The 20,953-nt window shown below is 59.6% G+C and carries 18 protein-coding genes; 12 read left to right on the top strand and 6 right to left on the bottom strand.

Annotated elements, in window-relative coordinates; genetic code table 11:
* Window positions 1-22: 22 nt before the first annotated feature.
* The 3 genes from VGM61_RS18450 to VGM61_RS18440 form a co-directional block, all read right to left on the bottom strand.
* Entirely contained in the window at window positions 23-1,024 is a 1,002-nt protein-coding gene (locus tag VGM61_RS18450) for a hypothetical protein (RefSeq protein ID WP_331524382.1), read from the bottom strand.
* Window positions 1,025-1,299: 275 nt separating this feature from the next.
* On the bottom strand, window positions 1,300-2,043 hold the full coding sequence (locus tag VGM61_RS18445; RefSeq protein ID WP_331524381.1) for an ABC transporter ATP-binding protein: 744 nt from the start codon (window positions 2,041-2,043) through the stop codon (window positions 1,300-1,302).
* A 9-nt stretch (window positions 2,044-2,052) separates the two neighbouring features.
* Window positions 2,053-2,922, bottom strand: a complete 870-nt coding sequence (locus VGM61_RS18440) for an ABC transporter permease (RefSeq protein WP_331524380.1) — start codon at window positions 2,920-2,922, stop codon at window positions 2,053-2,055.
* A gap of 153 nt (window positions 2,923-3,075) precedes the next feature.
* Here VGM61_RS18440 and VGM61_RS18435 point away from each other — a divergent pair, with 153 nt between their 5' ends.
* Together VGM61_RS18435 and VGM61_RS18430 are read left to right on the top strand one after the other, a co-directional pair.
* Complete coding sequence (locus VGM61_RS18435) at window positions 3,076-3,822, top strand: electron transfer flavoprotein subunit beta/FixA family protein (protein WP_331524379.1); 747 nt, start codon at window positions 3,076-3,078, stop codon at window positions 3,820-3,822.
* Between the two features lie 22 nt (window positions 3,823-3,844).
* Window positions 3,845-4,786, top strand: coding sequence for an electron transfer flavoprotein subunit alpha/FixB family protein (locus VGM61_RS18430; RefSeq protein ID WP_331524377.1), 942 nt, complete (start codon window positions 3,845-3,847; stop codon window positions 4,784-4,786).
* Here the strand turns inward: VGM61_RS18430 and VGM61_RS18425 are convergent.
* Both VGM61_RS18425 and VGM61_RS18420 read right to left on the bottom strand, forming a co-directional pair.
* Window positions 4,783-5,697: a hypothetical protein gene (locus VGM61_RS18425; RefSeq protein ID WP_331524376.1), complete on the bottom strand. Its 915-nt coding sequence runs from the start codon at window positions 5,695-5,697 to the stop codon at window positions 4,783-4,785. The two genes, VGM61_RS18430 and VGM61_RS18425, sit on opposite strands and share 4 nt — an antisense overlap.
* A gap of 4 nt (window positions 5,698-5,701) precedes the next feature.
* Complete coding sequence (locus tag VGM61_RS18420; protein WP_331524375.1) at window positions 5,702-6,337, bottom strand: class I SAM-dependent methyltransferase; 636 nt, start codon at window positions 6,335-6,337, stop codon at window positions 5,702-5,704.
* A gap of 148 nt (window positions 6,338-6,485) precedes the next feature.
* On the opposite strand from VGM61_RS18420, the gene VGM61_RS18415 reads away from it, so the two are divergent.
* The 10 genes from VGM61_RS18415 (at window position 6,486) to VGM61_RS18370 (ending at window position 18,400) form a co-directional block, all read left to right on the top strand.
* Window positions 6,486-7,496 (top strand): glycosyltransferase family 2 protein, encoded by a 1,011-nt coding sequence (locus tag VGM61_RS18415; protein ID WP_331524374.1) that lies wholly within the window; start codon window positions 6,486-6,488, stop codon window positions 7,494-7,496.
* A gap of 181 nt (window positions 7,497-7,677) precedes the next feature.
* Window positions 7,678-9,000, top strand: coding sequence for a UDP-glucose/GDP-mannose dehydrogenase family protein (locus VGM61_RS18410; protein ID WP_331524373.1), 1,323 nt, complete (start codon window positions 7,678-7,680; stop codon window positions 8,998-9,000).
* 16 nt (window positions 9,001-9,016) lie between these two features.
* On the top strand, window positions 9,017-9,970 hold the full coding sequence (locus VGM61_RS18405) for a UDP-glucuronic acid decarboxylase family protein (RefSeq protein WP_331524372.1): 954 nt from the start codon (window positions 9,017-9,019) through the stop codon (window positions 9,968-9,970).
* Window positions 9,967-10,656 (top strand): glycosyltransferase family 2 protein, encoded by a 690-nt coding sequence (locus VGM61_RS18400; RefSeq protein ID WP_331524371.1) that lies wholly within the window; start codon window positions 9,967-9,969, stop codon window positions 10,654-10,656. Before VGM61_RS18405 ends, VGM61_RS18400 begins: the two co-directional genes overlap by 4 nt.
* Window positions 10,653-11,060 carry a GtrA family protein gene (locus tag VGM61_RS18395; protein ID WP_331524370.1) on the top strand — a complete coding sequence of 136 codons (408 nt, stop codon included), beginning with the start codon at window positions 10,653-10,655 and terminating at the stop codon, window positions 11,058-11,060. Before VGM61_RS18400 ends, VGM61_RS18395 begins: the two co-directional genes overlap by 4 nt.
* Window positions 11,057-13,201: a hypothetical protein gene (locus VGM61_RS18390; protein ID WP_331524368.1), complete on the top strand. Its 2,145-nt coding sequence runs from the start codon at window positions 11,057-11,059 to the stop codon at window positions 13,199-13,201. The genes VGM61_RS18395 and VGM61_RS18390 overlap by 4 nt, the downstream gene beginning before the upstream one ends.
* A gap of 15 nt (window positions 13,202-13,216) precedes the next feature.
* On the top strand, window positions 13,217-14,116 hold the full coding sequence (locus VGM61_RS18385; protein WP_331524367.1) for a class I SAM-dependent methyltransferase: 900 nt from the start codon (window positions 13,217-13,219) through the stop codon (window positions 14,114-14,116).
* A gap of 57 nt (window positions 14,117-14,173) precedes the next feature.
* Window positions 14,174-15,586 carry a mannose-1-phosphate guanylyltransferase/mannose-6-phosphate isomerase gene (locus VGM61_RS18380; RefSeq protein WP_331524365.1) on the top strand — a complete coding sequence of 471 codons (1,413 nt, stop codon included), beginning with the start codon at window positions 14,174-14,176 and terminating at the stop codon, window positions 15,584-15,586.
* Window positions 15,587-15,665: 79 nt separating this feature from the next.
* Window positions 15,666-17,012, top strand: coding sequence for a hypothetical protein (locus tag VGM61_RS18375; protein ID WP_331524364.1), 1,347 nt, complete (start codon window positions 15,666-15,668; stop codon window positions 17,010-17,012).
* Between the two features lie 17 nt (window positions 17,013-17,029).
* Complete coding sequence (locus VGM61_RS18370) at window positions 17,030-18,400, top strand: hypothetical protein (protein ID WP_331524363.1); 1,371 nt, start codon at window positions 17,030-17,032, stop codon at window positions 18,398-18,400.
* Here the strand turns inward: VGM61_RS18370 and VGM61_RS18365 are convergent.
* Window positions 18,397-20,925 (bottom strand): hypothetical protein, encoded by a 2,529-nt coding sequence (locus tag VGM61_RS18365; RefSeq protein ID WP_331524362.1) that lies wholly within the window; start codon window positions 20,923-20,925, stop codon window positions 18,397-18,399. The two genes, VGM61_RS18370 and VGM61_RS18365, sit on opposite strands and share 4 nt — an antisense overlap.
* Between the last annotated feature and the right edge of the window lie 28 nt (window positions 20,926-20,953).

The following is a 20,953-nucleotide window of genomic DNA, read 5'->3' as shown; positions in this document are numbered from 1 at the left end:
GAAAGCGGAAGGATTTTGCGTATTACCCATCTGAATCATTTAAAGGTACGCGACTAAGGACCACATCGGAGCGTCCGCCGGAAGTGGGAGATCGCACGCGACCAGGGACCAGCGAACCGGAGGTTTCATCTATGGTCATCACGCCGAAATCTGATTCGAGAATCCACACCGCGTCATCGGCATCGGAGAGGTCGACAATCAACCGAAGATTCGGATTCTCGGCCATGATTCTAGATGCCCCTGCCAGAACCTTCGGACCAAGATTGGCGCTGTCGATGCGTATCAAATCCACCCTGGCGCCTGCATCTATCATCGCGTCCAGCACGAATTCGACTACGTTGTTTACGCGAGCAATCGAGTTAAAACCGTTGAGCCAAAGAGTTTTCTTGAGAAAATCCGCACGTCGCGCATCGGGCTCGATCGCGATTATCGATCCGCGGTCAAGCAATGCCTGGCATGCAGCTAAGACCAAGAAACCCGATCCCGCGCCGAATTCAACGTAGACATCGCCGGGTTGCAACATGCTCGCTAGTGCGCGAGCAAGTCCCGGCACTACGCTAGGCGGCTCCGGAATATCATTTGGAAAACCGCCTTCCATCGGCTCGCAGATTATCTGCCCAAACACTGTACTCACGAGCAACACCTGTAGACAATCGGGTGAAGCTTCTGCGTTCGCCGAGGATCGCCGCGTCAACGTTGGCAGCTCCGTGTTCGCCCATGCCTTACGAACGAATTCGGAGTGATCGTCTGCGCTAGACGTGGAGTTTGGCGCGCAACCTTCCCGAAGAGATTGTATATCCGTCTCTAATAGGTCGCGTGCAGCCTGTATCTCACGAATCACATCAATCGCGGCCAAATGAAGATTCCTATACGCATGATTTGTGGCATTGAGCACCATGTGACGCGTATCGAAGTGGGCCGTGAACAGTCTTTCAATCCTTCCCTCTTGCGCTTGAAGGATGTTGCGCTGCTCTTCCGATAGCAGGCGGAGGTGAGCCAGTTCATTCTGCGTGCCTGCATCCATGAAACCACGCCACCGATAAGCGATCGGCCGCGCAATAGGTCTTAGTGTGCGAAATACCCACCGAATGGGATGCCTTATGACGCCCTTGGCGCGTCCAAGGAAGGTTCGTGGCGACAAGTCAGAAGCATGAGCCGCTAGCTGGTCGAGGTCGTGGCTCGGGCCAATTGTTGGAGGCTTGCACCCCCCGCCGGCGCCCTGCGGACGCCTTGATCCGGGGGCAGCGTCGACGGCTACTGCAATATCGAACCCCCTGCGATACCACGTGGCCATAGCTACTATTCCCCGAAGTAGGCGCGACAGATATCTTGGGGAGTTCCATCCATCTTCATTCGCCCATGTTCTAGCCAGATTACCCGGTTGCATGTGTGCATTATCAGTTCACGAGAGTGGCTGGCGATGACAAGTATGTTCGTTTGCTGGACGAGCTCTGTCATGCGAGCTTCGGCCTTATGTTTGAAACCCTCATCTCCGACTGACAGCCACTCATCCATTAGAAGTATCTGGGGCCGGACTACGGTTGACACAGCAAACGCAAGCCTCAAGTGCATACCTGTCGAGTACGTGCGCACTGGCATGTCGACGAAGTCACCTAGCTCGGAAAATTCGATGATCTCTTCGATCTGTCGCGTCACGTCGCGACGCTGAAGGCCCAAAAGACCGCCGCGCAGGTAGATATTCTCGCGACCAGTGGCTTCTGCGTCGATGCCCAGCGAAATATCAAGCAGCGAACCGACTTCCCCGGATACGCGCGCAGTACCAACCGACGGCTCATAGACGCCACTCAACAGCCGCAGCAACGTACTCTTGCCTGCTCCATTGTGGCCAAGCAGGCCGACGCGGTCGCCGTCCGCCATAGAAAAAGTGATGCCTTCCAGTGCGCGAACGATCACCCGCCCCTGTTCGTCCGCCCCCAACTGACCACCCGTTGCAACACGCATGAGACGCTTCTTCAAGGAGCGCCCGCTGGCATTGTAAATCGGAAAGTCGACTGTCACGTCGTTGAATTCAATCGATGCCATGGTCGTTCCTCAGAGCCAGTACGCGATGCGGCGCTTGTAACGCCCATAAATGAACAACGCGACGGCCCAGCCAACGACGGCCATGCCACCGGTGACCGCCCAGTCCAATTGGGTTGGCACCTGGTCAAGCAGCGGCTCGCGGACTACGGCGAGTAGGTGATACATAGGATTGAGGTCTACAAGTATCTTGGCCTTCGCCGTGGGCGGCAGGCTGCTTGGCATCCACATGATGGGCGTGAGGTAGAACAGCACCTGCAAGGCACTGCTGACAATCTGCGGAAGATCACGGTAACGCGCACAGAAGACGCCAAGCAACAGTGCGAGCCAGGCAAGATTGATCGTCGCCAGCACGAGACCAGGGATCGCCAATAGGGCGGTCCAGTCGAGCGGCCGCGCCACGGCGAGCAACACCAGGGGAAAGATTACGATGTTGTGCCCAAGGATCAGCGCATTGCGCCAGATCGTGCGCATGACGTGCGCAAAAAGCGGAATGGGGAGCTGCTTGATGATGGCATCGGCGGCAATGAAGCTCGAGCACCCCTCGGTGATCACCGAGGAGAAGAAACCCCACAAGACAATGCCAGCGGCAAGGAAGGGCAAGAAATCGCGAAGCGGGGTCTTGAAGATGGCGCCAAATACCACGCCGATGGTGCCGATCATCACCCCCATACTAATGGTCAGCCAAAAAGGCCCCAGAGCCGAGCGTCTATAGCGCTGCCTGACATCTTGCCAGCCAAGCATCCCCACGAGGTGATAACGCCGGGTGGCCGCAAGAATGTCGGCGAGGGCAACAAAGGGGGGGCTCTTAGACAGCATCGAGTGGCGGTTCACATCGGTAAAAAGACACGCGAGTTTAAGGCCGCGCCCCGCCGCCGTCATCTAGTGGATGAATGCCTGCCACGAGACGTTCATATGACGCGGCGTGAATTTTATGTTATGGCCTGCCTAGTTCTTGCATCCACCCTGCCCGATGCAGACCCCCCGGGCTAGAATGGGCGACTTTTCGAGCCTGTTTCCACGTGAGGACCCCCGATGAAGATTCTGGTCGGCTACAAGCGCGTCGTTGACTACAACGTACGCATCCAGGTCAAACCTGACGGCAGCGGCGTCGTCACCGAGGGCGTGAAGCTCTCGGCCAACCCGTTCGACGACATTGCCCTGGAAGAAGCCCTCCGCCTGCGCGAGAAGGGCGTAGCCGAGGAAGTGATCGTGGTCGGCATCGGGCCGGCCGACCTCACAGCCCACCTCCGTAACGGCCTGGCCATGGGCGCCAACCGTGCCATCCACGTCACTACCAGCGATGCAGTGCAGCCCCTGGTGGCCGCCCGGGCCTTCCTGAAGCTGGTGGAGAAGGAACAGCCCGGCCTGGTGATCCTTGGCAAGCAGGCCATCGACGACGACGCCAACCAGACCGGCCAGATGCTGGCGGCCTTGTGGGATCGGCCCCAGGCGACCTTCGCCAGCAAGGTAGACGTGGCTGACGGTAAGGTCACCGTGATCCGCGAAGTCGATGCCGGCCTGGAGACCATCGAAGCCGACCTTCCGGCAGTGATCACCACGGACCTCCGCCTGAACGAGCCGCGCTTCATCAAGCTGCCGGACATCATGAAGGCCAAGTCCAAGCCGATCGACGTGCTCGAGCTCTCCTCGCTGGGCCTGGATACCCATGAGCCCCTGAAGACCACCCACTATGCCGCCCCACCCAAACGCGGCAAAGGCGTGATGGTGAAGGATGCAGCTGAACTGGTTGCCACCCTCAAACAGAAGGGCCTGCTGTAAGGCAGCCGCACAGGAGAATCCCATGAGCAATATCCTAGTCATTGCAGAACACCTGGACGGCAAACTCAACGGCGCCACCGCACGTGCGGTCAGCGCTGCCGCGGCCGTAAAACCCGAATCCATCGACGTCCTGGTACTGTCCGATGCCCCCGATGCGGTGGCTGCCGAAGCCGCGAAGATCGACGGTGTATCGAAGGTGCTGACCGTGGCCCGCGCTGAGAACGCGCATCCCCTGGCAGCCGTGTTGGCGCCGCAGGTGGCAAAGGCCGCTGCTGGCTACACCCACGTATTCGCCCCTTCCACCACGTTCGGCAAGGATCTCGCCCCCCGCGTGGCAGCCCTGCTTGGTGTTGGCCAGGTGAGCGATGTAATCACCGTTGAGTCCAGCCACGTCTTCACCCGGCCGATCTACGCCGGCAATGCCATCATCACTGTCGAAGCGCCCGCCAGCCAGATGGTCGTTGCCACCATCCGTACGGCATCCTGGCCCGCGGCAGGTAGTTCGGGCTCGGCCCCGATCGAAGCCCTGGCCGTTGACGTTGCCCTGCCCTCGCACACCCGTTTCGTCGAACTCAAACAGGGAAAGAGCGACCGCCCTGACCTGCAGGGCGCAGCGAAGGTGGTTTCCGGGGGTCGCGGTGTCGGCTCGAAGGAGAACTTCGACATCATCTACAAGTTCGCCGACCGAATCGGCGCCGCCGTGGGAGCCTCGCGCGCCGCGGTGGACGCCGGCTACGTGCCGAATGAATTGCAGGTGGGCCAGACGGGCAAGATCATCGCTCCCGAGCTGTACATGGCGGTGGGTATCTCCGGTGCCATCCAGCATCTGACGGGCATCAAGGATGCCGGCACCATTGTAGCCATCAACAAGGATGGCGAGGCGCCGATCTTCGAGATCGCTGACATCGGCCTGGTCGGGGATTTGTTCAAGATCCTGCCCGAACTTGAGGCGGCCTTGGGCTAAACCGGAACCACGGGACCCGTATCGGCCGCAATGGCTGTGCGGGTCCCTCCCATCACCACACCGACGAGCAACAACAGGCAATCACCGCCAAAGGTGATCACCCGGAAAGCCGCTGCCAGCAGCAGGATGTCACCCTCCGGCAGGTGCCCTTTTAACAAGACCAGGAAGACGAACTCGCGCACGCCGATGCCCGCGGGGGCGCCCACCACCAGATAACCGGCGATCCAGCTCGCCGCCACCGTCGCCGGCAACGCCAGCCACATCGACGAAGGCAAAGGCAGGGCTGTGGCAGGCAGCATCAATGCCAGGGCCATGATGCCGAAGTAGACGCCCTGCAGCGGCCACGCCACGAGAAGGTATCCAGGCCGATGCATAGGCAGCCAGCGATGCCATTCGGGCCGGCGATGGAAGGCGAACGCCACCTGCAGGGATATGGCCACTACCACGACGATGGCCGCCGCGACAACGCGCCCGGACCATCCGGGCGCGAATGCCGGAAGGGCCCCCGTGGCCAACAGCGCCGCGGCGACCACGAGCATTCCGGCCTCGATCAGCGTGCCCGCCAAAAGGGCCGCATGGCCCAGCCCCAATCGTCGCAACAGGACGTGCCGGGTAACGAAATGTCCAACGTTGCCAGGCAGGTATTTGGCGAACTGTGACGTCGCATAGACGGCGAAGAGGCGTTTCTTGGGCAATCGGGCAGGAACGAGCGACGATTGGATCGCCACCCACGCAAAACCGACGAAACACAGGCCCAGGGTATAAACCGGGACGGCCGCCAGCGTGCGCCAGGCCACGATCCCGCGCTCAGGCGCATGTAGCAGTGCCTGCAGTACTCCGCCTTCAGCGAAACGCCAGAAGATCCAGCCGAGGCACACCAGGCCCAACAGCAACCCGGTCAGGCGCAGCAAGTGCCTAGGCATTGCGGAGACGGCAAAGAACCAGCGTCCACGGCAGGGGTGTACGGACCGCGACGATTTCGAGCCTGGTCTTCAGCAACGAAAGGAATCGACGTCTGGACCAGTGCTGCACGTGACCAGGGGTATTGCCCATCTGCACCAGGTACCGTCCGCGAGCCATGTTAAGCACTCGCCAGATGGGCTCGCGCGGAACGCTTACCAATACATAACGGGTCGACAGGCCCGAGAGGATATCCAAGGCGTGGTCCGGATCGTCCAGGTGCTCCAGGACCTCGCAACACACGACAAGCTGCGCGGCCTGGAATTGACCGGGTGCCTGCGCGATATCGCACACGGACACCGGTATCGACAGACCAGCCGCTTCGATGCGGCGGCGCGACTCCTCAACCGCCTCTGGAGCGATGTCGCATCCAGCCACCCGCCAGCCCGCACGGGCCATGCGCATCGACAGCTCGGCTTCACCACAACCGATTTCCACGACGTCGGCAGGAGGACCGGCGATGGCCACCAGTTCCTCAAAAGCGCGCAGGAAACCCTGCATAAGCGCACGCGCGATGGGGTTACGCGTATTGTATTTATCGTAAAAGTTGCCCGCAGGTTGGATCACAGATGAGGTCATGGCACTGATCATAACCTTGAAGCCCGGACGATGTTTGCGCCGACGGCCGGTCCGTCCTATGCTCGAAGACGAATAGGCCCTGGGCGGCCGCCGAGTATGCAAAAACTACTTTGATTCCAACCTTTTCCGCAGTAAGCGATCGAGGACCGGCTTCTCGAACATGAGCGAACCCTCATCCATCCTGGCCTGCGACTTCCATCGCGAACCCTCCGCGCCGCGAAAGCTGATCATCCAGATTCCATGCCTGGACGAAGCTGAGACCCTGGCCGTTACCCTGGCCGATCTTCCGCACGAAGTGCCCGGGTTCGACATCGTCGAATGGCTCATCATCGACGACGGATCCACCGATGCCACAGCGCAGGTCGCACTTGAACATGGCGTGCACCACGTTGTGCGACACCCCACGAACCGGGGTCTTGCGCAGGCCTTTATGACGGGCATCGACGCCTGCCTTCGCCTGGACGCGGACGTCATTGTCAACACCGATGCCGACAATCAGTATTGTGGATACGACATCCCCTTACTGACGGCACCGGTACTTGCCGGTGAGGCCGATATGGTGATCGGCGCGCGCCCGATCGAGGATACCGAGCACTTCTCCTGGGTGAAGAAACGTCTGCAGAAGCTGGGCAGCTGGGCCGTCCGTGTAGCAAGCACCACTCAGGTCGCCGACGCTCCTAGCGGTTTCCGCGCACTGTCGCGCGAGGCAGCGATGCGTTTGCATGTGTTCAATGCCTACACCTATACGCTGGAGACGATCATCCAGGCGGGACAAAGCAACCTGCGCGTGATCTCGGTGCCTATCCGTACCAATGGCGACCTGCGACCTTCACGACTGGTCAAGAGCATCACCAGTTATGTCAACCGCTCGCTGATGACGATCATCCGGGTGTTCGTGATCTACCGCCCGCTCACGTTCTTCGTCTCAATCGGCGCAGTGCTGGGGCTGGCAGGATTGGTGGCAGGCGTCCGCTTCCTCGTCTTCTACGTTGTCGGCGAGGGCCAGGGACACATCCAGTCCGTCATACTGTGCGCGCTGTTCCTGCTCAGCAGCCTGTTGTTCGTGATGATGGGTCTGATTGGCGAACTGATTGCCAGCAATCGCAAGCTTCTTGAGCAAATAGATATGGATATCAGGAAGTTATATTCAAGAATGGATCGTAAACCCTAATCGTATCCCTGACGGCGGCGCTCGCAAGATTATGGGCAGCCGGCAGGCTCGGTGGTAACCTACGACGCTTTGATCGGGCCGGTGGGGCCCGAATGCCGGGCGTCCCCCAGGTTGGTGGTGTCATACACCGCAATCCGACCAAGGAAAGGATGCCCGTGCTCATGGAATTGAGGCGGTCTGCATGAGAATTACTGTCATCGGCTCTGGCTATGTCGGCCTGGTCACGGGTGCCTGCCTGGCGGAGGTCGGCAACGATGTCCTTTGCCTGGACATCGACCAGGCGAAGATCGACATGATCAATGCCGGCGGCATCCCTATCCACGAACCCGGCCTGGACCAACTGGTCGCTCGCAATATGGCTGGTGGACGACTCGCTTTCACCAGCGATCCGGCGAGAGCTTCGTCCCACGGCCGTGTGCAGTTCATTGCAGTTGGTACGCCTCCGGACGAGGATGGTTCAGCCGATCTAAAATACGTCATCGCCGCCGCGCGGAACATCGCGCGCCATATGACGGATTACAAAATCGTGGTGGACAAGTCCACGGTCCCGGTAGGCACAGCCGACAAGGTGCGCGAAGCCATGGCCAGCGTGCTGGCCGAACGCGGCGAAGAGATTCCTTTCAGCGTGGTCTCCAACCCCGAGTTCCTCAAGGAAGGGGCCGCGATCGACGATTTCATGAGTCCGGATCGCATCGTGATCGGTGCGGACGAGCCGCGTGCGATCGAAGCCATGCGCACCCTGTACTCACCGTTCGTACGCAACCACGACCGGTTGCTGGTAATGAACGTGCGCTCGGCGGAGCTCACCAAGTACGCCGCGAATTCGATGTTGGCCACCCGCATCAGTTTCATGAACGAACTGTCCGTACTGGCCGAACGTGTCGGCGCCGATATCGAAGCCGTCCGTGTGGGTATCGGCTCAGATTCGCGCATCGGCTATTCCTTCCTTTACGCAGGGTGCGGTTACGGCGGCTCATGCTTCCCCAAGGACGTCAAGGCGCTGGTGCGGACGGCAGCCGACAACGGGGTTGACCTCGATATCCTGCGAGCCGTCGAAGGCGCTAATGATCGCCAGAAGCGGCTGTTGGTGGACAAGGTCAAGAAGCTCTTCGGCGAGCGATTGCATGGCCGCCATTTCGCGCTGTGGGGCCTGGCATTCAAACCCAAGACTGACGACATGCGCGAGGCCGCCAGTCGCGAGATCATCGCGGGACTTCTTGCCGCCGGAGCCACTATCACGGCCTACGACCCTGTGGCAACTGACGAGGCCAAGCGGATCTATGCTGAAGAGTCTCGCATCACTTTCTCTATCCGCCCGCTTGATGCCTGCCAAGGGGCCGATGCATTGATTATCGTCACCGAGTGGAAGGAATTCCGCAGCCCTGACTTCGACGGCGTCCGCGAGCGACTCAAGCAACCGGTGATCATCGACGGCCGCAATATGTACGTTCCGCGGGATATCCGGGAACTTGGGTTCGAATACATCTCCATCGGCCGCCCGTAGGCACTTAGGACCACACATGACGTATCGTGATACACAGAAGGTCCTTGTGACCGGTGGCGCGGGTTTCCTGGGCTCGCATCTTTGCGACCGCCTGGTCGATGCCGGTGCCGATGTTCTTTGCCTGGACAACCTCTATACGGGCACGAAGAAAAACGTCGCCCACCTGCACGACCGAACCAACTTCGAATTCGTGCGGCACGACGTCACCATGCCGTTGTATGTCGAGATTGACCGGATTTTCAACCTGGCTTGCCCAGCCTCGCCGATTCACTACCAGTACGATCCGGTGCAGACCACCAAAACCAGCGTGCATGGTGCGATCAACATGCTTGGCCTGGCCAAGCGGCTGCGCGCGCGAATCCTCCAGGCGTCAACCAGCGAGGTCTACGGTGATCCGGAAGTGCATCCGCAAAAAGAGGAATACTGGGGCCGGGTGAACCCAATCGGTATCCGCAGCTGCTACGACGAAGGCAAGCGCTGCGCCGAGACCCTCTTCTTCGACTACCGTCGCCAGCACAACCTGGAGATCAAAGTCGTGCGCATCTTCAACACCTACGGTCCGCGCATGAACCCGCACGACGGCCGTGTGGTGAGCAACTTCATCGTCCAGGCACTAAAGGGCGAGGACATCACGATTTATGGCGATGGCAGCCAGACGCGCAGCTTCTGTTATGTCGACGACCTCATCGAGGCCATGCTCCGCATGATGGATACCCGCGCCGACTTCACCGGCCCCGTCAATATCGGCAATCCCGGCGAGTTCACCATGCTCGAACTGGCCGAAAAGATCCTGTCGCTCGTCGGGAGCACATCGAAAATCGTGTACCAGCCGTTGCCGCAGGATGATCCGCGGCAACGCCAGCCGGACATTTCCCTGGCCAAGTCCGAATTGGACTGGCAGCCAAAGGTTTCGCTCGAGGATGGCCTCAAGGAAACCATTTCCTACTTCAAGAGGTTGTTGCAGGCATGAGGCTTTCCGTCGTTATCCCTTGCTACAACGAAGAAAAGACCATTCGCACGATCGTTGACGCCGTGCGCGCCTCGCCGTATGACGAGAAGGAAATCATCATCGTCGACGATTGCTCACGCGACAACACGCGGCAGATCCTTCGCGACGAGATCGCCCCCTTGGTCGACCAGATCCTCTATCACGAGGTCAATCAGGGCAAGGGCGCCGCCCTTCGCACGGGCATCCAGGCCGCTACGGGCGATATCGTGATAATCCAGGACGCCGACCTGGAATACGACCCTAACGAATATCCGAGCCTGGTGGAACCGATCCGCCTGAACAAGGCCGATGTCGTATTCGGCTCGCGTTTCATGGGCGGCCAGCCGCATCGCGTGCTGTACTTCTGGCACAAGGTAGGCAACAGCTTCCTTACATTGCTGTCGAACATGTTCACCAACCTCGATCTCACTGACATGGAGACCTGCTACAAGGTGTTCCGTCGCGAGATCATCCAGGCGGTGAAAATCGAGGAAAACCGCTTCGGCTTCGAACCGGAGATCACGGCCAAGATCGCCAAGACGCACTGCCGTATCTTCGAAGTGGGCATCTCGTACTACGGTCGCACCTACGAGGAAGGCAAGAAGATTGGCTGGAAGGACGGCTTCCGCGCGCTGTACTGCATCGTGAAATACAACCTTTTCCGATGAAGTTCCTGCTCAACCTCAAGCTCTTCCGTTATTTGTTCGTCGGCGGCTTAGCCGCCGTCGTGGATTTCACGGCCTTCGCATTGCTCACGCGCGGGGAGATCCTGCATTGGTTCCCGGCGGCCATAGCGAGCTTCACGCTCGCCACCTTGGTGAACTATTTCCTGGCGATTCATTTCGTCTTTGAAAGTGGGGTGCGGTTTCCGCGCAAGCATCACGAAATCGGGCTGACCTTCCTGGTGAGCCTGGTTGGGCTATGCATCAACCAGTTCACGCTGTGGGTGTGCATCCACTTTTACCGGGTGGATCCGCTCATCGCCAAGATCGTCGGTACGGGCGTAGTGTTCTTCTGGAACTACGGGGCCCGCCGTTATTTTGTCTTCAAGCCCGCCAGGACGACCGATTGACAGTCCCCGCGATCCCCACGCCGAATAGCCTTCTGCGACTCCTGACGCCTGCCCTGTTTCTCGCGGCAGGCATCACCTTCGTCGTGTGGACTGCGATGCACGGCTTTACCGCCATGCCGGGCGATGTCGGTGACGCGCGTTTCAATAACATCATCCTGGAGCACCTTTATCGCTGGTGCACTGGGGCGGACAAAAGCCTATGGACGCCAGAATTCTACTATCCGGTACGGGGCACGCTCACATTCAGTGACAACCATTTCGGTACGGGCTGGTTCTACATCCTGGCACGCCTCACTGGCCTGTCTCAGTACCAGGCTTTCGATGCCTGGTTCCTCGCCGGCTGCATTGCCAATTTCGTTTCCTGTCATGTGGTGCTACGCAAGCTGGGTTATAGCGTCCTTGGCTCTGCCGTGGGAGCGTTCGTCTTCGCCTTCGGATTACCGGCCAGTACCCAGTTCGGTCATGTGCAGCTGACATTTCGCTTCGCCCTGCCGCTGGCATTGCTGGCGTGGCACCGCTTCATCGACGGTGGCTCGCTGCGCCAACTCGGTTATGCCGCGCTGTATGTCTGCCTGACGTTCTACTGCGCAATCTATCTGGGTTATTTCCTCGTATTGGTGCTGGCCGCATGGACGCTGGCAGCCCTGGCCACCGCTAGTTCGCTCGGCGTGGCCTTCCCGCATCGTCGTGTCCTGCAGGCTTATGCCGCGGCCAGCAAGTATGACCGATGGCTCACTATTGGCCTGCTGACGTTGTCGCTCGCCCTTATGTGGGTACTCTTCCGGCCTTATCTCCATTTTGCTGCGCTATATCACTTCCAGCGCGGGGCGGAGGAGATCGTCAAGATGCTCCCGCGAGCCGGAAGCTATCTGCTGGCCGACGATTCACGGGTGTGGTCGTGGCTGGGGCGTGGTCTGGACGTTCCCGCGCGACAAGAGCAGCAAATGTTTGTGGGATTCCTACCCCTTGTGCTTGCTGCACTGGCGCTGCTGCGCGCCACTCCGGCGACACACCGCATGTCCGTGCTGGCGGCGTCGACGCTTGCCGTGCTGGTCGCCTTCACCCTGTGCATCCATGGGCACTCGATCTATCTCTGGTTCGTCCAGGCGCCTGGCGCCAACGCCATCCGCGCCGTGAGCCGCATCATCCTGGCGATGCTGCTGCCGGTCGCCATGCTGTGCGCGGGAGGTATCGATGCACTCCTTCTCCCGCGTACCGGTGCGCGGCGCGCATGGCGGTTCGTTTTGGTCGCAATGCTGGCCGTGCTGACCATGGGCGAGGCCGTGGCCATGCGCATCACCTCGACACCGTTCACCGCACACGAGGCCCGCGTGAAACGCGTGCTCTCCCGACTGCCGGCGGCGCTACCGCCTAACGCCGTCATTTTCGTGCCACTGGAGTCGGCCCCAAACTGGTCGTGGGATCTGGACGGCATGGCCGCGGGCCAGGCGCTCGGCCGCGCCACGCTCAATGGCTATTCCGGGAATGCCCCGGAGGGCTACGCCGGCACTTGGACAGGCGATGCCTGTGGCGAGGCCTATACGCGCATTGCCGCCGGCGTGGCGATCAACCCGGACGAAGTGTTTTCCGCCGATGCGCTCGCGCGCCGCGTGGTCATCGCCGGCGCCCAGTGCAGCGTGGATGAACTGTCCAAGGCAGCCCCGCGGCCGAGCGAGCGAGATATGGCGGCGGCACGGATCACCCTTGGGGCCATTACCTTAACGCCCGATAGCCAACTCGCCGTGGATGCCACTATCGTCAATCATGGCGCGGTGACACTGACTACCAACGCCCCGCGCACCGATCCGGTGCGCTTCTCGTGGCAATGGGTACCACTGCCCGGCGAGCCTGACAAAGCCGGGAACTGGAAGACGCGGCAGGAGATCGCTGCAAGCATTCCCGCGGGCGGCGCGGGCACGACAACCTTGCATATTCCACCGCCGACCGCACCGGGCAGGTACCATCTTGCGGTCACGCTTGTGCAGGAGCGCGTGGCCTGGTTCAAGGACGCGGGCATGCCGCTGGCCGTGCACGCGACCGAGGTGGAAGTAAAGGCTGGTGCCCCTCTACAGCTTCTCGGTAAGTACACCCATGGCACGGTACCGCAACAGGGTGGCATGATCGGGCATCCTTCCTCCTGAGCAATGGCAAATCGCATGGGCCTCAATCCATTCGCCTTTAATTTCGCCAGGAGCTTTCCGGGCATCAGCCAAGCCCTGCCGCTTCCAGCGGACACGACGGAAGCCACATTACGAAGCTGGCTGGCGGGGTTTCGCCTCGATGGCGGCCCGGCAAGCGAACTGGCGGCCTATCTCGACGAGGACTTTCGCCGGTTTGTATATACGCTTGGCCTGGTCCCGGATAGCACCGGGCGCCTGCTGGAGATCGGCGCCAACCCCTACTTCACCTCGATTCTGTTGAAGAAATACCGACGTTTCGAACTTTCCTGCACCAACTATTTCGGCATCGATGGTGGTGGATCGACACAGGTGATGCGGCACGACGACACCGGGGAGGCGTTCGAGTTTCCGTTCATGAACAACAACGTCGAGATAGAGGACATTCCCTTCGATGGCCTATTCGACGTGGTGCTGTTTTGTGAGGTGATCGAGCACCTGGCGCGCGACCCCATGGCGGCACTATTGCGCATCAAGCAGAAGCTGGCACCTGATGGCTATCTGGTGCTGAGCACGCCCAACGTCTGTCGCCTGGAGAACGTGGCGCGGATGCTCTGTGGTGCCAATCTCTATGATCCGTTATCCGGCTATGGCGTCTACGGGCGGCACAACCGGGAATACAACAAGCACGAACTGTATACCCTGCTCACCCACCTGGGTTTCGACGTGGAGCTGGTATTTGCCTCTGATGTCCATGAGAACCATGCCACTGAATGGTTCCCGGGGCGGCGCCTTGCCCGCGAGTTGCGCGTGGTCAAGCATCGCATCCACGATCTGGGGCAGTACATCTTCATCCGCGCTCGAAACTCGCGGCCGGCGACACCAGGAAAGCCCCGGTGGCTTTACCGCAGCTACCCGGACGCCGACATGGCCAGCTGAGCCGACCCAATTCGCTTATAATCCGTTCAATTGAATACATTTTCCCGGAGCACCACGATGATCGTGCCTGTCATTCTCAGCGGCGGCAGCGGCACTCGGCTATGGCCCCTTTCGCGCAAGAACCGGCCGAAGCAGTTTCTTGCCCTTATGGGGGGGGAAACGCTCTTTCAGCAGACCATGCAGCGCGTGGCACGCATGTCCAATGCCGGAACTCCCATTGTCGTCTGCAGCGACGACCACCGCTTCATGGTGGCCGAGCAGTTGCAGGAACTCCATGTGGAGGAAGCTTCGATCCTGCTTGAGCCGGTGCCTCGCAATACCGCCCCGGCCATCGCGCTCGCAGCCCTGCATGCCATGACCACGGACCCCGAGGCACTCCTGCTGGTGTTGCCGGCCGACCACCTGATCGGTGACAGCCGCAGTTTCCTGGACGCCGTGGCCAAGGCCGTGCCGTTTGCCAGGGAGGACCTTCTGGTGACCTTCGGCATTCGTCCCTCGGGGCCGGAAACCGGCTTCGGTTACATCCGCCACGGCGAGGCCTGTGGCGCGGGTGGATTCAAAGTCGACCAGTTCGTCGAAAAGCCGACTCTGGAGATAGCCGAAGGCTACGTGGCCAGCGGCGAGTACGAGTGGAACTCGGGGATGTTCCTCTTCGGCGCGCGGCGCTTCCTTGCCGAGCTAGACACACACGCTCCGGATGTGGCTCGCGCTGCACGTGCCACCTACGCCACTTCCAGCCGTGACCTCGACTTCGTTCGCCTTGATGCTGAAACCATGGCCACGTCGCCCGACATCTCGATCGACTACGCCGTGATGGAGAGAACCGACCGCGCCGTCGTGGTACCGGTGGACTGCAACTGGAGTGATATCGGTTCGTGGTCAGCGCTGTGGCAGGCGAGTGAGAAAGATGCAGACAACAACGCCTTTGAGGGCGATGTGATCAGCATCGGTAGCAGCAACAATTTGGTCCGCACCCACGACCGACACCTGGTGGCCGTGGTGGGCGTTGAAGACGTCGTCGTGGTCACGACGCCAGATGCTACTCTCGTCACCACCATGGCGGGCGCACAGGACGTCAAGACGGTGGTCGATGAGCTCAAGCGCGCCGGTCGCAGGGAGCACCTCTTCCATCGCAAGGTCTACCGTCCGTGGGGTGCCTACGATTCCATCGACATGGGCGAACGCTTCCAGGTCAAGCGTATCGTGGTACGTCCCGGTGCCGCTCTCAGCCTGCAGATGCACCACCATCGCGCCGAGCACTGGATCGTCGTCTCCGGCACGGCCGAGGTCACCTGCAACGACAAGGTTTTCCTGCTGGCGGAGAACCAGAGTACCTACCTTCCACTTGGAAGCACGCATCGTCTGCGCAATCCGGGCAAGGTGCCGCTGGAACTCATTGAAGTGCAGTCGGGCAGCTATCTTGGGGAAGACGATATCGTCCGTTTCGAAGACGTCTACGGGCGGTCCTGAAAGCGTTTCCTGCGCGGCAGGATAATCTTGTATAGGCGCGGAACTCTGATCCCCGCGCACATTGGCGTTAATTTTCTTCATGGAAGAAAGGGGAATGAGCATGGCAATCTTGCCAGCCGAAGTATCCGAGCGGCGGCGTCTTGCTACCTTAATGGCGGTCATCGCCGCAATATGCATCGCCGCATGCGTTTACATCTACGGGGAAGGCCTGAATTCCCCCGTGGTCCGCTCGGATGGGTTCGGTTATTACTCGTACCTGCCCGCAGCGTTTGTCGACCACGATCTTAGTTACACCACGCTCCAGGCCAACCTCCCACCGCATACCCATCTTGAGTCGTACGGGATCGCCCGTCATTCGGAAACCGGAAAGTGGTTCACCAAATATCCGATCGGCACGGCGATCATGGAAACGCCATCGTTTCTCGTGGCCTACATTGGCGAGAAGGTGACGGCTCGACCGGCCACTGGTTACTCCCGGTTGTTCCAGTATGCAAACGTAGGCAGTTCCATCGGATGGCTGCTGATAGGCATTCTGATGGTGTATGGCGCACTTCGACGCTGGTTCGACGAACGGATTAGCCTGCTTACAGTTACATTGCTGGCGTTCGCGACGAACTTGTTTCACTACGCCACTTACGACGGCTCCTTCTCGCATGTGTATTCCTTTGCGGCATTCGCGATCGTGTTGCGTCTGGCGCTGGCGTACCGGGATGCGACAACGCACCGAGCGCGCATAGGCTTTGTCGTGGCCTGTGGTGCTTTCGCCGGTCTCGCCACGATCATTCGCATACCCAATGGCTTCGTCGTGCTGTTACCTGCATGCGTGCTGTTCGAGCGCCTCTGGAACGAACGCGACCTACGCCGATTTGCAACGGCATCGTCTCTGTGCGTGCTGGCCTGGTTCGTGGCGCTCCTGCCGCAGCTCGTTTACCAGCATGCCACCACTGGCAAGTTCCTTGCCAACACGTACGCCGAATCGTTCCTGCATGAGTCCTTCAACTGGACGCATCCTGAGCTCTTCAATTTTCTCTTCAGCATCCGAAAGGGATTTTTCTTCTGGGCGCCCGTGATGCTCCTTGCCGTAGCAGGCATACCTTCGCTATTCCGCAAGGATCGATGGCTCGCAGCAGCGATCACCGCGATCTTCGTGATCGAGATCTATGTCTGCGCCAGCTGGTATTCGTGGTTCTTTGGTGCAAGCTACGGGTCGCGTCCACTGGTGGATATCATGGCGCTGCTGGCGCTTCCCCTGGCGGCTGGCCTGGACAGGCTGGTAAAAGCATGGTCTCGCCTGGTTTACCTTGGCGCCTTCGTGGCGATTGCACTCAGCCTCACCATGACCTTTTCCTATTGGAAGGGGTATGTGAAATACGACAAGACAGACTACGCCACCATGCGTGCACTGCCGGGTCGACTGTTCAACTAAGGTCATCATCTGGCAACATGAACCGACTTGACGCCACTGATAACGCGTGGGAAGGCAGACTCCGCATCGTGGAGTGGTTGCTGGTGGCCGTCGGCATCGTGCTGTTGTTCCGTTCGGCGGTGCCAACCATCGACAGTGATGGCCTGGTGCGCCTGAAGATGGTGCAATCGCTCTTCAGTGATGGCCCCCTTTCAAGGGCCAAGTACTCGATCATCCAGCCATTGCTTGCCAGCCCGCTCTACTGGCTAGGCGGCAAGTTCGACCGGGCCGAGGCGTTCCTCACGCGATATAACTTTGTCGTCTTCGTCGTTTTGCTGGCGGGTCTGCATGGATGGGTACGTGGCCGTGAAGGTGCTGCCATTGCACGCCGGACAGTACTGTTACTTATGTGCGCATCAATGTTGCCACAGGCCACCGAGCACTTCTTCACCGAACTAACCACACTGACGCTCGTGGTACTGGGTTACCTGCTCTTCCGAACGCAGCGGATGGCAGGCGGTGTTGTCATGTCTATCGGCATCGCCAACTCGCCAGCACTTTTGCCAGCATTCGGTGTTGTTATGGCACTGGAAGCCTGGCGGCAGCGGCGCCTATCGGTGCTGGCTTTGGTTTTGCTACCGCTGGCGCTAGGCATGCTGGACAACTACTTTCGCAATGGCACCATGTTTCAATCCGCTTATCTCGCCGACACCGAACATGGCAGCCGAACTATCCTCCCGTTCTCTGCTTTGCCGGGTTTCAGCTATCCATTGTTGTTCGGACTGCTATCCATCACATTCGCCTTTGGTCGGGGATTAGTGTTCTTTAGCCCTGGGCTGTTCCTTCCCCTGCTGTCGCCATGGCCATCCCAAGGCACGGAACTGCGCCGGTTGACAGGGGTACTTGTGTTGTTCACCGTAGTCATGATCCTGACGTATGCGCGCTGGTGGGCGTGGTACGGCGGAGGATCATGGGGACCTCGATTCTTCCTGCTGGCCTCGATACCCGCCACATTATTGATGGCTTCGGCGATGCTTTCACAATCCATCGCCACCGGGTGGCGAGTGCTGTGGTTGCCTGCGACGTTGATTCTGAGCGCTTGGGTATCCATCCAGGGCTTCGTCTGGGGTACACAGGACTTCGCCACCTGCGAACAGAATGACTACGCGCTGGAGCTGCTTTGCTGGTACACGCCCGAGTTCAGTGCTCCATGGCGCCAGTTCGCCAGCGGGTTCCACATCGCCGAGCGGCACCATCTTCGGTATGGGATCTGGCAGGCTGCCGTGGCGATTTACTTGCTCGTGTTGTCCATGGCATCTATGGCACCCATGCTGACAAAGCTTGCGTGGCACCTGTGCCACAGCTTGCGCGACCCTTCCCCTCAAGGCACCAGCAAGCGCGCCGATTAACGTAGCGGCTGCGCTTCGCTGGAACCTGCCGCAACAAACCTGACAGACGTAAGTCCAACGCCAAGGACGCGCGAATCAGTGCTCACCTCCAGCGCTGACGGCGACGCGGCCAATGGTGTAAGTATGGTGATGTCCAAAGCGTTGCCCTGGGTGCGGACGCTCTTATCCAGGGGAATCGTAGCGACGAAAGTCTCGCCCACACGCCGGAACGTCCACGTTTGATCGGGTATGCCTGGTGAGCGCACGACGAGCGTCTGTATATTACGGCCATCGATCACGAAACCACGAAACGTCAACTTGACCGCGGCGACGTCCTTTAGGAAATCGTTCCCACGGTCCCGCAGGCGCAAGCTAGCATGTGATCCCGTGGTCCAGCGTCCCCAGCGCTCTTCCGAGCTCCATCCGTCCCGATACGCCATGATGTTACCGTTGACCATCGAGGGAAGGAGGTCCGCGTCGAGCGTCGGCGGGATCCGTACCAATCGGTAGAGGAAGAGTTGAGTATCCACCATGGATGCGTACTGCCCGGGTGGCCGATGGTTGAACCTGAAATTACCTACACGCAAATGCATCGACGTGGCAAGGTCGAAGCCAGATGGTTGCGCACTTGAGGTAGTAAGCAGGTAGATCGCATCGAAATCACGGTCAAGATTGGCCAGATACTTCCAGTTCGACAACGATGCAGCATTGACGTCGGTCACGTAACGACCGTACATAGATGTCATCGGTGTCTCCAGCGAACCATCGAATAGGCCCGCGCCGTGCATCGCAGGTCCATCGACCATCAACAGGTCATCTGAACTTACCCAGCCGGCGATTTCGTCGAGCGCGGGGGCTGATCCTTCCAGTGCCCGGTGCGACATCGGAAGAATGGACAGTGCTGCTCCATATACGATCGAAAACCCTAGCCCCAAAGCGACTGACTTGCGGGCTAGCCTCCCTTGAAGTGAGCAAGCGGCAAGCACGCACAAAAGGATGGCATAAGGCACGAACTCGCTCACCAGGTAGCGTGCGTAGTACGGTTGGTAAGGGATGACGTTCTGCATCACGCCGACGTAGAACAGAAAACCCAGCATGAACAGGACAACGCAAATCACGCGCCAATCCCGCCAGCGCCAACACATGGCCGCCAGGCAACCCACGATCAACACCGGCCCGAGATAAACCGCTGCCACGACCAGGCTTGCTGACTTTAGTGCATGCGTTCCCTGGCCAGCGATAACCGACAACTGGTTGACCCATGGGTCATTCACCAACGCATGACTATACGCCAGGCGACGAAACTTCATCACCGCAAACACCAGAAACAGGCCGGTGGCAACTGCAGGAATCCATGTTGCCTTGTTTGTAAATCTCGTAGTTATGATTCGTCGAAGACGATCGTTCCTGAGAAAAACTACTGCGAGGGCATAGGCCGACAGGAACAGCAGCGCCACATAACCTAGCCAGCGTAACCAGTGGGGGCCGAAGACCGAAGAAAATGACGATGCGTAAATGGCATCCGCGTAAGAACCGGACCAGTGAAGCCCATATAGGCAAGATGCGACGAATATCGCCAGCACGAGGCCAACCCATGCCACGATTGCAGCAGCCCGCCCGCGCTGTTCATCCCAAACAGCCGCCAGCAGGGCAATCGCCACCAGGAATGGTAAGTACATAAAGCCGGAAATGCGGGTAAAGAAGACTCCGGCCATGCCCACGGCCGCGAGCGTCAGCCACCGGGTATGGCGGCCCTCCGGCGGCGCGGTTGCGTAAATCGCCAAGAATCCGAGCCCCATGGCCGAGAACATCAATGTCGGCACTTCGGTGACGGGGAATTTTGAAAAGAATGCATGCAGAGGATTGCAGGCGAGAAGAAAACCAGCCCAGGCTGCCGTTCGTTCACCGCCCAGGGCCAGAGCGAGTCGATAGAAGTAAACCACCGATGCGACAGCCATGACGGTCAGGGCATAGACCCCCGCTGGTTGTCCGAAGAGGCCGGAGAACACTGCCATCCAGACGGCGAAAAGATGGTAGAACTGGAACTCCAGGACCGGGATGCCGTCGGAGGTACGGGAAGTGGCATAGATACCCGGACGCTGGAGTTGCTGGACGTAATTGTCTTTGAAATAAAGCGCGCGCGAAGCCGTGTCGCTTATACGCGCCATGGTCTCTTCCTCGACTTGCACCCCGCCACCACGAACGATCTGGGCGGCCATATTCACGTAGATACCTTGATCCTGCCCCCCAAAAACGTAGTTATAAGGAACAAGCCGGAAAAACAATGTCAAACCGATGAGGAGCCAGACCACGCGGGCATTTGGGCGTATCGTGCCTGGGTTCCTCGCAAGCACGTCGGCCGCCGGTATCCACTTCGCATAACCCCATGTCACCAGCGTCGCGAGCAGCGCCACCTGCGGCGCGAGGAAGCATTGCGCAAGTGAGGCTATTAGACCAATGGTCGAGATGGCGGCGATGAAAACCGCCAGCAACTCCAGGACACGGTCAGTCGATGGCAGGCGCACACGGGCTGCGTGGTTGTCCATGAAGATCCTCTCCGTCAGCTTGCAGGAT

Source organism: Pinirhizobacter sp., from assembly GCF_036499745.1.
GTDB lineage: Bacteria > Pseudomonadota > Gammaproteobacteria > Xanthomonadales > Rhodanobacteraceae > Pinirhizobacter.
The sequence above is the reverse complement of the archived record's forward strand: the minus strand, read 5'-3'. Positions and strand labels throughout refer to the sequence as shown.

Excerpts from the sequence above, each read along its gene's own strand:
- VGM61_RS18450 (WP_331524382.1), bottom strand. The coding sequence starts at position 1,024 with ATGGATGCAGGCACGCAGAATGAACTGGCTCACCTCCGCCTGCTATCG.
- VGM61_RS18445 (WP_331524381.1), bottom strand. The coding sequence starts at position 2,043 with ATGGCATCGATTGAATTCAACGACGTGACAGTCGACTTTCCGATTTAC.
- VGM61_RS18440 (WP_331524380.1), bottom strand. The coding sequence starts at position 2,922 with ATGACGGCGGCGGGGCGCGGCCTTAAACTCGCGTGTCTTTTTACCGAT.
- VGM61_RS18435 (WP_331524379.1), top strand. The coding sequence starts at position 3,076 with ATGAAGATTCTGGTCGGCTACAAGCGCGTCGTTGACTACAACGTACGC.
- VGM61_RS18430 (WP_331524377.1), top strand. The coding sequence starts at position 3,845 with ATGAGCAATATCCTAGTCATTGCAGAACACCTGGACGGCAAACTCAAC.
- VGM61_RS18420 (WP_331524375.1), bottom strand. The coding sequence starts at position 6,337 with ATGATCAGTGCCATGACCTCATCTGTGATCCAACCTGCGGGCAACTTT.
- VGM61_RS18415 (WP_331524374.1), top strand. The coding sequence starts at position 6,486 with ATGAGCGAACCCTCATCCATCCTGGCCTGCGACTTCCATCGCGAACCC.
- VGM61_RS18410 (WP_331524373.1), top strand. The coding sequence starts at position 7,678 with ATGAGAATTACTGTCATCGGCTCTGGCTATGTCGGCCTGGTCACGGGT.
- VGM61_RS18405 (WP_331524372.1), top strand. The coding sequence starts at position 9,017 with ATGACGTATCGTGATACACAGAAGGTCCTTGTGACCGGTGGCGCGGGT.
- VGM61_RS18400 (WP_331524371.1), top strand. The coding sequence starts at position 9,967 with ATGAGGCTTTCCGTCGTTATCCCTTGCTACAACGAAGAAAAGACCATT.
- VGM61_RS18395 (WP_331524370.1), top strand. The coding sequence starts at position 10,653 with ATGAAGTTCCTGCTCAACCTCAAGCTCTTCCGTTATTTGTTCGTCGGC.
- VGM61_RS18385 (WP_331524367.1), top strand. The coding sequence starts at position 13,217 with ATGGGCCTCAATCCATTCGCCTTTAATTTCGCCAGGAGCTTTCCGGGC.
- VGM61_RS18380 (WP_331524365.1), top strand. The coding sequence starts at position 14,174 with ATGATCGTGCCTGTCATTCTCAGCGGCGGCAGCGGCACTCGGCTATGG.
- VGM61_RS18375 (WP_331524364.1), top strand. The coding sequence starts at position 15,666 with ATGGAAGAAAGGGGAATGAGCATGGCAATCTTGCCAGCCGAAGTATCC.
- VGM61_RS18370 (WP_331524363.1), top strand. The coding sequence starts at position 17,030 with ATGAACCGACTTGACGCCACTGATAACGCGTGGGAAGGCAGACTCCGC.
- VGM61_RS18365 (WP_331524362.1), bottom strand. The coding sequence starts at position 20,925 with ATGGACAACCACGCAGCCCGTGTGCGCCTGCCATCGACTGACCGTGTC.